The sequence below is a fragment of the Paraglaciecola sp. genome, assembly GCF_039942875.1.
GTDB lineage: Bacteria > Pseudomonadota > Gammaproteobacteria > Enterobacterales > Alteromonadaceae > Paraglaciecola.
The window spans coordinates 41,757-52,642 of the sequence record NZ_JBDVBQ010000024.1; the positions used below are offsets into that span (position 1 = coordinate 41,757).

Below are 10,886 nucleotides of genomic sequence, written 5' to 3' on the forward strand. Positions count from 1 at the left end.
ATACAATTACAGCTTACGAATGGATAAAATTACTTCACCTACATCTAATCCGTATTTTATTATTTGCGATTTATTTAATAATACATCTTTGTCAATCAGATACATCCAGTCGTCTAGTGTTACCACTAACGGTTCACCGTCTACCATTATTTCTAAGTCATATCGCCAATAAAATGCAGATCCGGCAGATTTACCAGTGGCTATACCAATTACATCATTTGCGGTACCTTGATAGCTACCATCTTCTAATTCAGTTAGCTTCCAAACCCTAGTGTCGGTTTCACCATCATCATAAATAAATTGTTCATCTAAGGTACCATTCTTGCCTTGCCACGTGCCTGATATATTGGCTACAAATCGGCGAGTTAGGTCACCATTCATATCCAATACCATTCCGTGAGCGACTAATTCTCCGTTAAAAAATTCATTGAGCTTTAGTTCAGGTGTGGTGTTTTGATAGCTATCAATGTGTGCACTAGAACAGCTTAATAATAATAGTGCTATAAAAAGAAGTTGATAAGTTTTCATCATTTTGTCTCAAATAAGTGTTTATCAGTGGTCTTACTATCAGCCGTGGTATTTCTGTTTAGCCGCAGTGATAGGTGAACTAACAGTGGCAGTAATACTGCCCAAGCCACAGCGAAATAAATAACTTGTTTAATTAAATCCAAAGTTGTATCTATTGCCCCAAATCGTATAGCTGCGGTATAACTAGCACACCCTGATATGGCACCTACCAGGATCAACAAGGGTAATTTGAGCTTTTGCAACCAAAATAAACTGTGGTTTAAAGACACCACAAAAACGCACCATAACAGCATTAGCCAAACAGGTATCCAGCCACTCTCGGTTGTGATGACGGAATAATGAATTAACAGTGAGTCGGTTAACCATCCTATTGGCGCCAAGATTAATAACTTGGCATCCCAGAGTTTTTTATCACTGCATACAAAATGTAAAATTAAGATAAAGCTAATTATAAAAGCTGCATACTGAGTTAATAATGCAGCTGCAAACCAAGCTAGCTGAAAAAGAATGCCATTAATAATCCAAAACTGACGCATCGTTTTTGCCAATAAAGTTCATTTTTCTAGCGGTTATGTGATGTGTGCTAATAGCTCTTTCTAAAAAGGCGCCTTCGCAATAGCAAAGGTAGTAGTTCCATAAACGTTTAAATTGTCCATCAAAACCCGAGCTTGCTAATATTGACCAATTCTGATTAAAGTTTTTGTACCAATGGTTAAGGGTGCGAGCATAATGTAATCCAATATCTTCAACATGGTCGATAACCATGTCACTTTGCTCAGCAAATTGTTTACTAATAATTTGAACTGAAGGTAGGCATCCGCCGGGGAATATATAACGTTGGATAAAGTCGACACTTTTACGGTAATGATCGTAACGGTTGTCAGCGATAGTAATGGCTTGTAATAACATCTTCCCAGAGTCATTCAGCAGGGAGTTACACTTTTTAAAAAACGTAGGTAAAAACTCATGACCTACCGCTTCAATCATTTCAATTGACACTAACTTGTCATAGGTGCCGCTTAGTTCTCTATAATCCTTCTTCAACAAAGTTACTTGTTCAGTTAGCTTGTTCTTTTTGACTTGCGCCTGAGCATATTCATACTGAGCGTCTGATATAGTGGTAGTGGTAACTCTACAGCCATAATGTTTGGCAGCATAAATAGCCAGGCTGCCCCAACCAGTGCCAATTTCGACCAGGTGATCACTTGGCTTCAGTTCTAACTTCTCACAGATTATTTTTAGTTTATTGTTTTGAGCCGCTTCTAAAGTTTGATGTTCTTCATCAAACATAGCGGCCGAATACATCATAGTGTTGTCTAAAAATTGAGTGTAAAGATGATTTCCTAAGTCATAATGACTAAGGATATTTTTCTTTGAACCTGTTTGAGAGTTTTTGTTAGCTAAATGCGCCAACTTATTTTTGACTTTAGCTGGCCATGAAATCGAATCTTCAACTTTGTCTAACTGCTGTTGGTGTTTGGCAAAAATTTGAATTAAACGAGTTAAATTTGGACTAGTCCATTTATGGGCGATAAATGCTTCTGCTGCTCCTATTGAGCCACCTCGAACGAAGTCTCTGTATAGGCTCGAGTCCAACACTAGAATTTTAGATGTCAGTAAAGCGTCGCGGTTGCCAAGTTGATAAGTAGTGTTGGCTTCTTGAATTTCAATACACGCATCTTGTAAAGAGTTGAGAGTATCAAAAACTAATTTTCTACATTTTGTGGTCCACCAATCTAATTGAATAGTCGAACTTAATGTTTGTGTATTTTCCATTAATTACCTCAGTGTTCTGGGTGTGCAACAAAAGGCACTTTTTTAAGAAATAATTTTACAGCTTGCCAATAAATACCTAATACAATCTTTAGCGTCATACTGGGAGTGCTGCACAGGGTAGATAAAATATTTTTCGCGGTGACAGCCTTTTTTGACATGGCTAAGGTCGCATCAAATACTTTTCTGTCTTGATGGTTTTCAATATGTACCAGCATTTTTTTTCCTGGAGGGGTAACACGCCAGTGATAATCCATGTCCATTTCCATAAAAGGTGAAACGTGAAATGTTTTGGGAGTAGGTTTATTATTCGCTAAGTTTACCAAATAGTAATGACGTTCACGCCATGGGGTGTTACTGACTTCTGCCAGCATATATTGACAAAGTAGATTTTGGTCATAACAAAAATAGAAGTTTATTGGGCTAAAATACAAACCTAGACATCTACCTTGGGCTACCATAGTCACTTTGTGTCCATCCCATTTACCGCCTGACTCTACTACTTTCTTTTTTATACGTTGGCGTAAGGTACCCAGTTCACTTTTTATATAATCTTTTTGGTTAAAGCGAATAGGGTGATACCACTTTTCGCCAATCAAAGGTGATTGCTTGAATAATTGAGGAACTTCATCTAAATCAATGGCCAACATGTACAGGGAATAACTAAAGCTATGATTGTTATGTTTATAGCGTCTGTGGCGCACCTTCCCAGCATAAATTCCACTATTTAGTGTCATAAACTAATTCCAAACCTTAGACCTATGTCAGTAGCACTACGCACTCCATCTTCATGAAAACCGTTGTACCAATAAGCGCCTACAAAATGAGTATGATTAACGCCACAAATAGAGTTTCTTTTTTGTTGCGCAGCAATGCAGGCTTGATTAAATACTGGGTGAGCATAGGTGAAATTACGAATTATTTTTTCTGGTGCTATTTGCTCTGATTGGTTTAGGGTTACACAAAAAGTTTCTTTTGACGCTATCCCTTGCAGTATATTCATGTTGTAAGTCACACTCGCTTGGCGGTCAAAATTACCATCAAGTTGATAATTCCAGCTAGCCCATGCGGCTTTTCGTTTAGGTAATAAACTGATATCTGTATGTAGCACCACGTCGTTATTTTGGTAATCAATGTCACCTAATATTTCAGTTTCGAGTGGAGTTGGATCAGCAAGTAAAGCTAGTGCTTGATCTGAATGGCAAGCAAATACCACTTCATCAAAATCCTGACTCGTACCATCTTCAAAATACAATCTCACTTTATCCAACTCTCGGCTAACTTTACTTATGCTAGCGTTTAGATGAATGTCGTTTTTGAACTTCGCTATCAAAGGTGCAATGTACTCCCTTGAGCCACCTGGGATTACATACCATTGAGGTCTGTCACTTACATTCAATAAACCATGATGATGAAAGAACCTAATAAAAAAGCCTAATTCAAACTGACGCATCTCATTTAAACTTGTGGACCATATTGCAGCCCCCATAGGTAAAATGTAATGCTGACAAAAATAGTCATTAAATTGCTCATTATCTAAAAACTCACCCAAGGTTAGGTCCAGTGGAATTGAGTCTTCTGAAAATAACTGCTTACAGGTTTTATTAAATCGCAGAATGTCTAAAATAAGTTTCCAAAATTTTGGTCTTAACACGTTACGTTTTTGAGCAAATAAGGTACTTAAGCTGTGGCCATTGTATTCCAAACCTGTGTTTTGATTTTTCACACTAAAGCTCATTTCAGTTTCTTGAGGGGCAAGTTTTAATTGGGACAGTAATTTTAAAAATCTAGGATAGGTTTTATTATTAAAAACGATAAAACCGGTATCAATCGAGTATTCTTTTTGTTTAATCTTGATGTCTACAGTTGCAGTATGACCACCAATGTAATCATTTTTCTCAAATACGCTAACTTTGTGTTTTTGATTAAGTAAATACGCTGTAGTGAGCCCTGATATTCCTGAACCGATAATGGCTATATTTTTCATTTGTTCACCAAATAAATTGCGATTTTTCGCCACAGCGCAAACGGCAATGTGGACAATAATCTAAGAATGTTGATAAAAAGCGTAGGGAATTTTATCGAATGTTTTCTGGCTTGCATGCCTTTGAATATCGCTTTTGCTGCAAACTCAGAAGTGACCTTTCCAGGCATGTCAAAGGTGTTTTTATCCGTTAATGGCGTTTCTACAAAGCCTGGTTGAATCAAGCTTACCCCGATATCTTGGTTCGCAAGATCTACACTTAGGCTTCTGGCTAAGTAATTTAATCCTGCCTTCGAGGCTCCGTAGGCTTGAGATTGCGTAAACGCTAAATAAGTCACACTGGAACTTACAATGCCTATTTGCCCATTGCGTTTAATTTTAGGTAAGAACGCTTCTAAGCAGTATCCAACAGATAATAAGTTTGTACGTATGACGCGCTCAAATAGGGCACTGTCAAATGGGTTAACTGTTTCCATGTACTCGCAGTTGCCTGCATTTAAGATAAGCTGATCAATACTGTTAACTTCTTCGGCAGCGTCTAAAACTTGTTGCAGTTGTGTGATATCAAAACTTAACGTGTGAATGCTCGGGTACTGCTTTTTTAAGGTCGCTAGTTTTGTTAGGTCGCGACCTGTGGCGACAACTTCGTAGCCATTGTCGATATAAATATCAACCAGAGATTTACCAATACCAGAAGTCGCGCCAGTAATTAACACTCGTTTCATTTACTTGCTCTTTTCTTTAGGTATTTTATGACTTTTCCAACCAAAGGTATGTGTTCAAAAATCATGGTGTTGGTATCAACATAATCTTGATGAAAGATAACCCGTTCATTGTGGAATTTTATGCGGCTATGGCCGGAAACATTGATAGGCTTCCCTCTATTCAGAGATGGGTGGCAATAGGTCATGGTCCAATACAAAAAGCCTCTATCATTGATTTCTACAGACTCATCGATATTGAAGGTTATTGATTGCAGATTACTGTAAAGGTGAGAGAAATACTGCTCCAACTCTTTTAGTCCTTCAACTGTGTGTAGAGGGTCGATAAAGACAACGTCTTGATGATAAATATCTTCTAAAAGGGCTAAATTATCTTTATTTAACTTTTGGTAAATCGTAACAAAATTTTCGATTTTTTTTGAATTCATATCATTTACTCTTCATATATAAGTGACTTTACGAAACGAAAGATAGTGAGGATCAGTTTGTTGAGAGTAAATTTATTATCGGCTGCTCGAAAAGTAAACAGACCCATTTACTGGGCCTGTTCATATCGATTTTTAGTAAGGATGCACTAATAAATGAGTTTGCCAATAGGATTCAACACTTGGCTAATTCCTTGAACAAAATGCATTGAGTTATTGGCAACCGTCAAACATAAGCAACCATCTACCGTGGATGGTGAATGTGTATTGGTATCATTTTGCCAAATAAAGTCTCCAGGTACATAGGTTCCAAATTCATCCTTAAACTCTCCCGCTAATAGCACTGTTAACTCGAACCCTTTATGGGTATGTAAAGGAATCGTTCCGCCTTTTTCAATGTGCAGTAGATTGGTATGCACTTCACCTTCGTTTAGATCAACTCGGGCTCTCGCTAACTTGCCCAATTTTAACCAGTTAGACAGTGAAACAGATTGCAGTGCTCTAGGTAGAGTATAATCATTACCCTTCAAGTTTACTTGAAGCGGCATGCTTTGTTTTGGGTGTATTTCGTAATCGTCATCAGTTATCGATGCGATCATGTCATCATCTTGCCATTCATCTAATTCGCAATCGTCGTCCAGATATTGTGCCGAGGCTTCTTGAAGAGCAAGAACTTGATGGCGACAACACTCGCAATGCTCCAAATGAGCAGATACCGCAATCGACAAGGATGCGTCCAATTGCCCTTGTGTAAAGGCTAGTAATAATGATGGTGTAGGGTGGTGCTTAATCATCTGAGTCTCCCATTAGTTGGCGGAGCTTGTTCAGCGCTAAACGCAACCTAGATTTGACTGTTCCTATTGGTAAGTTAAGTTGTTGCGCTAATTGTTCTTGGGTGACTTGCTTGTAAAAAAGGCCGACAACAACCTGTTTTTGCTTTTCAGGCAGATGGTTTAATAGTGCTTTAAGATTTCGGCTTTGAAGGTGGTCCTCAAAATTGTCGATATCTTCTGACACCAGAATATTATCAGTAGGCCATATATCGTCACTAATTGATTCCGTGCGCTGAGTCTGGATTTTACGGAGCATATCAAAGCTCATGTTACGCATTATCGAATACATCCAAGTAGTTGGCGCACCTTTATCAGCGTGATATAGGTGTGCTTTACGCCAAATGTTCGTCATGGTTTCTTGTACAAGCTCTAACGCTTGCGCTTCATTATTAAATTGTTTGATGCCGAACTGTTTAATGCGAGGAGCAAACCATTTGAAAAGTTTACTGAAGGCTAGTTTATCGCGGCTAATGGCTACGTCTTGCAACCACACGCACAACTCAGGATGCTTAGTGTTACTCACCTGTTTACTAGTAGTTACTACCATATTCACATGATGCGTTCTTAGATTGTTTGCAAGCATTATACTTTTTCCATTAAATCTTATAAACCGAAATACGAGTTAAGATTTAAATAGGATCATTTTTCAATCGAATAACTTATATTAATGGTGAAGAGTATTAATAAAGCTAATTAATGCTTAAACATTAGCTGCTACTCGGCAATTATAGTGAGGCCGTTAATACAGATTTAGCCTCGTTGTTTGTTGAATGAGTCTAACTGTCAATGTTTACGACGTTGTAATCCTGTTTGGGCTAAAATTTTGGCAGATATTTCTTCTACTGAATAATAGGTGCTATTTAAAAAGTGGAGCTTTTCTTTGTGATACATGTTCTCAACTTCTCTTAATTCCATCCTGCACTGCTTCATAGACGCATAGCGGCTATTTGGGCGCCGTTCTGAACGAATCTGGTGTAGGCGCTCAGCATGGATTGTTAATCCAAAAAGCTTATCCTTAAAGCGCCTCAAGGTAGGGGGTAACCGTAAAATATCCCCCATATCGTCTTCAGTAAAAGGATAATTAGCCGCTTTAATTCCAAATTGTAGCGCTAGGTAAAGACTGGTGGGGGTTTTACCGGTACGAGAAACACCCACTAATATGACATCAGCTTCATGGTAGTTTTTTAGGTTCGCACCATCATCGTTGGCTAAGGCATAATTTACAGCTTCTATTCTTATATCGTAGGTTTTTTCGTGAATACTATGAGAGCGGTGTTTTTCAGGTTTACTTGTTACCCCCAACACTTTTTCTAGCGGTGCTACAAATTGATCAAGAAAATTATAATTAATTCCAACTGATTTTGAGATGATTTTGCGGACTTCTGTATTTACCACTGTATAAAATACTAAAGGTCTCTGTTTGGTATCTTGAAAACTTTCAGATATTTTTTGAACTACCTCTTCTGCTTGTTCGGTTGTTTCGACGAATGGAATAGTGACGTGTTTTAGCTCTATCGTAAACAGGGATAGGAGTGCGTGGCCAAAAGTTTCTGCGGTTATGGCTGTTCCGTCTGAAATATAAAATGCTAGTCTCACAACATTTCCTTAACTTTGTTGTAATTTAATTACGAAATGTAATTAAATTTTACTTTCATAATAACAACATTCTAAAATCAGCCGCAAGCAAACACTTATTCATTGAAGTATTTGTTTTATTTACCGTTTTAGCGTCGATTTTGAATTAACTAAGATTAAATTATTAGCTTTGTAAAACAACCAAAAAGTTTTCTAGGAGATAGTAAAAATGCAAGAACATGTGTTGTGGTACCAACAACTTGGGATGGGAGATGTTGGTGTAGTGGGTGGTAAAAATGCATCATTGGGGGAAATGATTTCAAATTTATCAAACGCTGGGGTGCAAGTCCCTGGTGGTTTCGCTACGACAGCTCATGCATTTAATTTGTTTTTAGAGCAAAGTGGGTTAGAGGCAAGGATTCATGACTTATTAGACAACTTAGATGTTGATGATATTCCAGAATTAGCAAAAGCCGGGGAAACGATTCGAAACTGGATCATAGATACGCCATTTTTACCTGAATTAGAAAATGCAATTAGAAGTGCCTTTGAAACCTTACAAGGCGAATCTGGAAATGAAGCTTCTTTTGCGGTTCGTTCATCTGCAACTGCAGAAGATATGCCCGATGCATCATTTGCTGGTCAGCAAGAAACCTTCTTAAATGTGAAAGGTTACGATGCCGTTATGGTTGCCATTAAACATGTTTATGCATCTTTGTTTAACGACCGTGCCATCTCATATCGAGTGCATCAAGGTTATGATCACAAAGGTGTAGCACTATCTGCTGGAATACAACGCATGGTACGCAGTGACTGCGCTACTTCCGGTGTGATGTTCTCAATTGATACTGAGTCAGGCTTTGAAGATGTGGTATTTATTACTTCTTCCTATGGTTTAGGGGAAATGGTTGTGCAAGGTGCGGTTAATCCTGATGAGTTTTATGTACATAAGCCGACTTTAGCCAAAGGTGTGCCTGCGGTAGTGCGCAGAAATCTAGGTAGTAAACTCACCAAAATGATTTATTCAAACGATACTGCTCATGGCAAACAAGTTGAAATTGTGGATATTGACGCTTCAGACAGCTGTTTATATTCGTTAACCGATGACGAAGTAATGGAGTTAGCTAAACAAGCTGTCATTATCGAGAAGCACTATAAACGCCCTATGGACATAGAGTGGGCTAAAGATGGCATAGATGGAAAGTTGTACATAGTGCAAGCTCGGCCTGAAACTGTTCGTAGTCGTGAAGACTTACAAGTCATAGAACGTTTTATGTTAAAAGGTGAGGCGAAAACAGTATGTGAAGGCCGTGCAATAGGGCACAAAATAGGGGCTGGTATTGCAAAAGTACTGAGTGGCGTCGAAGAAATGGACAAAATTCAGCCGGGAGATGTTTTAGTTACAGATATGACAGATCCCGACTGGGAGCCCATCATGAAAAAAGCCTCTGCTATTGTGACTAACCGTGGTGGTCGTACTTGTCACGCAGCTATTATTGCTCGTGAGTTAGGGATCCCTGCAGTGGTAGGTTGTGGTAATGCCACCGCATCCATTGATAATGGTGAAAAAGTCACTGTCTCGTGTGCGGAAGGTGATACGGGGTATATCTATGGCGATGTGCTTGATTTTGACGTTATCACTTCTCGCGTCGACGAAATGCCAGATATTCCACTAAAAGTCATGATGAATGTGGGTAACCCAGACAGGGCTTTTGATTTTGGACGTTTGCCAAGTGAAGGCGTTGGACTTGCACGTTTAGAGTTCATTATTAACCGTATGATTGGTGTACATCCAAAAGCGTTATTGAACTTTGATGAGCAACCTGATGAGCTAAAGAATGAAATCACTGAGATGATTTCAGGATATGCTTCGCCAGTTGAATATTACATCGAAAAATTGGTTGAAGGTGTTTCCACTATTGCTGCTGCTTTCTATCCTAAAAAAGTTATTGTACGAATGTCTGATTTTAAGTCTAACGAGTACTTTAACCTAGTGGGTGGTTACCAGTATGAGCCAGACGAAGTAAACCCAATGTTGGGTTTCCGCGGGGCAAGTCGTTATATTTCTGATGATTTCAGAGAGTGCTTTGCCCTTGAGTGCGAAGCAATAAAGCGGGTTCGTAACAAAATGGATTTGACCAATGTCGAGATAATGATCCCATTCATTCGCACTCTTGAAGAAGGCCAACAAGTCATAGACTTATTAGCAGAACAAGGGTTAGTGCAAGGAGAGAATGGTTTACGAGTCATTATGATGTGTGAGTTACCATCCAATGCACTGCTTGCGGATCAATTCTTAGATATATTTGATGGCTTTTCAATTGGCTCGAATGACCTAACTCAGTTAACCCTTGGATTGGATAGAGATTCAGGCTTGATTGCTCACCTTTTTGATGAACGAAATGAAGCGGTTAAGGTGTTGTTGTCTATGGCAATTCAAGCGGCTAAAAAGCGTGGTAAATACGTAGGAATTTGTGGTCAAGGACCATCAGATCATGAAGATTTAGCTCAGTGGTTAGTAGAGCAGGGGATAGACAGTGTTTCGCTTAATCCAGATACAGTAGTAGAAACATGGCTGTATTTAGGTGAGCAGCACACCTAATAATTACCGAGTGGTTTGCCAACACTAAAAAACCGCATTCTGTTACCAGAGTGCGGTTTTTTGTTAATTGGGCATTTTAAACTTTAAAAAGTAACTTGCTGCTATCCTTTAATTTTACGTCTAAGTAAAAAACGGTCTAAACGACGGGCTGACTTGGACATAGAGTTTTGGCATACCGTTAACCATTGACGGGCTTTGGGTACGTCATAGCTTAGTAGAATTAGACCTAATAACAAAAACAATGAAGAGCCAGGCACAATAAACAGTACCACTCCCATAAGGGCGAATATACTGCCAAAAGCGATCCTAATATTTTTCATCATATGCCTCTGCCTATTTAAAAATTGGTAATATATATAGTCTAACACTCAATAGGACAACGCAAAACAACAGATGTTACAAACTGTTAAAAATTAGACTAATTGACTATAAGAATGGCAGTTC

At 38.6% G+C, this 10,886-nt stretch carries 12 protein-coding genes; 1 reads left to right on the forward strand and 11 read right to left on the reverse strand.

The window, feature by feature from the left end; genetic code table 11:
• Nucleotides 1-6: 6 nt before the first annotated feature.
• From ABJE44_RS06650 to ABJE44_RS06695, 10 genes are all read right to left on the reverse strand, one after another.
• Nucleotides 7-531 carry a DUF3833 domain-containing protein gene (locus tag ABJE44_RS06650; protein WP_348112283.1) on the reverse strand — a complete coding sequence of 175 codons (525 nt, stop codon included), beginning with the start codon at nucleotides 529-531 and terminating at the stop codon, nucleotides 7-9.
• Entirely contained in the window at nucleotides 528-1,064 is a 537-nt protein-coding gene (locus tag ABJE44_RS06655; RefSeq protein WP_348112284.1) for a DUF2878 domain-containing protein, read from the reverse strand. Before ABJE44_RS06655 ends, ABJE44_RS06650 begins: the two co-directional genes overlap by 4 nt.
• Nucleotides 1,042-2,304 (reverse strand): cyclopropane-fatty-acyl-phospholipid synthase family protein, encoded by a 1,263-nt coding sequence (locus ABJE44_RS06660; protein WP_348112285.1) that lies wholly within the window; start codon nucleotides 2,302-2,304, stop codon nucleotides 1,042-1,044. The genes ABJE44_RS06655 and ABJE44_RS06660 overlap by 23 nt, the downstream gene beginning before the upstream one ends.
• An 8-nt stretch (nucleotides 2,305-2,312) precedes the next feature.
• Nucleotides 2,313-3,038 (reverse strand): DUF1365 domain-containing protein, encoded by a 726-nt coding sequence (locus ABJE44_RS06665; protein ID WP_348112286.1) that lies wholly within the window; start codon nucleotides 3,036-3,038, stop codon nucleotides 2,313-2,315.
• Complete coding sequence (locus ABJE44_RS06670) at nucleotides 3,035-4,288, reverse strand: FAD-dependent oxidoreductase (protein WP_348112287.1); 1,254 nt, start codon at nucleotides 4,286-4,288, stop codon at nucleotides 3,035-3,037. The genes ABJE44_RS06665 and ABJE44_RS06670 overlap by 4 nt, the downstream gene beginning before the upstream one ends.
• Nucleotides 4,285-5,010 carry an SDR family NAD(P)-dependent oxidoreductase gene (locus ABJE44_RS06675; RefSeq protein ID WP_348112288.1) on the reverse strand — a complete coding sequence of 242 codons (726 nt, stop codon included), beginning with the start codon at nucleotides 5,008-5,010 and terminating at the stop codon, nucleotides 4,285-4,287. Before ABJE44_RS06675 ends, ABJE44_RS06670 begins: the two co-directional genes overlap by 4 nt.
• Nucleotides 5,007-5,435, reverse strand: a complete 429-nt coding sequence (locus ABJE44_RS06680) for a nuclear transport factor 2 family protein (protein ID WP_348112289.1) — start codon at nucleotides 5,433-5,435, stop codon at nucleotides 5,007-5,009. The genes ABJE44_RS06675 and ABJE44_RS06680 overlap by 4 nt, the downstream gene beginning before the upstream one ends.
• Before the next feature lie 146 nt (nucleotides 5,436-5,581).
• The gene (locus ABJE44_RS06685; RefSeq protein WP_348112290.1) at nucleotides 5,582-6,226 is read right to left on the reverse strand and encodes a ChrR family anti-sigma-E factor; all 645 of its coding nucleotides are present in this window, start codon (nucleotides 6,224-6,226) and stop codon (nucleotides 5,582-5,584) included.
• Complete coding sequence (locus tag ABJE44_RS06690) at nucleotides 6,219-6,848, reverse strand: sigma-70 family RNA polymerase sigma factor (RefSeq protein WP_348112291.1); 630 nt, start codon at nucleotides 6,846-6,848, stop codon at nucleotides 6,219-6,221. The genes ABJE44_RS06685 and ABJE44_RS06690 overlap by 8 nt, the downstream gene beginning before the upstream one ends.
• Nucleotides 6,849-7,048: 200 nt before the next feature.
• Nucleotides 7,049-7,861 (reverse strand): pyruvate, water dikinase regulatory protein, encoded by an 813-nt coding sequence (locus ABJE44_RS06695; RefSeq protein WP_348112292.1) that lies wholly within the window; start codon nucleotides 7,859-7,861, stop codon nucleotides 7,049-7,051.
• 208 nt (nucleotides 7,862-8,069) lie between these two features.
• Here ABJE44_RS06695 and ppsA point away from each other — a divergent pair, with 208 nt between their 5' ends.
• The gene (gene ppsA, locus ABJE44_RS06700; protein WP_348112293.1) at nucleotides 8,070-10,442 is read left to right on the forward strand and encodes a phosphoenolpyruvate synthase; all 2,373 of its coding nucleotides are present in this window, start codon (nucleotides 8,070-8,072) and stop codon (nucleotides 10,440-10,442) included.
• 101 nt (nucleotides 10,443-10,543) lie between these two features.
• Here the strand turns inward: ppsA and ABJE44_RS06705 are convergent, their stop codons facing one another.
• Entirely contained in the window at nucleotides 10,544-10,762 is a 219-nt protein-coding gene (locus ABJE44_RS06705) for a tellurium resistance protein TerC (protein ID WP_348112571.1), read from the reverse strand.
• Nucleotides 10,763-10,886: the final 124 nt, after the last annotated feature.

What these genes read in the sequence shown, in the direction of transcription:
- ABJE44_RS06665 (WP_348112286.1), bottom strand. Translation starts at nt 3,038, where the DNA reads ATGACACTAAATAGTGGAATTTATGCTGGGAAGGTGCGCCACAGACGC.
- ABJE44_RS06660 (WP_348112285.1), bottom strand. Translation starts at nt 2,304, where the DNA reads ATGGAAAATACACAAACATTAAGTTCGACTATTCAATTAGATTGGTGG.
- ABJE44_RS06685 (WP_348112290.1), bottom strand. Translation starts at nt 6,226, where the DNA reads ATGATTAAGCACCACCCTACACCATCATTATTACTAGCCTTTACACAA.
- ABJE44_RS06705 (WP_348112571.1), bottom strand. Translation starts at nt 10,762, where the DNA reads ATGAAAAATATTAGGATCGCTTTTGGCAGTATATTCGCCCTTATGGGA.
- ABJE44_RS06650 (WP_348112283.1), bottom strand. Translation starts at nt 531, where the DNA reads ATGATGAAAACTTATCAACTTCTTTTTATAGCACTATTATTATTAAGC.
- ABJE44_RS06655 (WP_348112284.1), bottom strand. Translation starts at nt 1,064, where the DNA reads ATGCGTCAGTTTTGGATTATTAATGGCATTCTTTTTCAGCTAGCTTGG.
- ABJE44_RS06690 (WP_348112291.1), bottom strand. Translation starts at nt 6,848, where the DNA reads ATGCTTGCAAACAATCTAAGAACGCATCATGTGAATATGGTAGTAACT.
- ABJE44_RS06675 (WP_348112288.1), bottom strand. Translation starts at nt 5,010, where the DNA reads ATGAAACGAGTGTTAATTACTGGCGCGACTTCTGGTATTGGTAAATCT.
- ppsA (WP_348112293.1), top strand. Translation starts at nt 8,070, where the DNA reads ATGCAAGAACATGTGTTGTGGTACCAACAACTTGGGATGGGAGATGTT.
- ABJE44_RS06670 (WP_348112287.1), bottom strand. Translation starts at nt 4,288, where the DNA reads ATGAAAAATATAGCCATTATCGGTTCAGGAATATCAGGGCTCACTACA.
- ABJE44_RS06680 (WP_348112289.1), bottom strand. Translation starts at nt 5,435, where the DNA reads ATGAATTCAAAAAAAATCGAAAATTTTGTTACGATTTACCAAAAGTTA.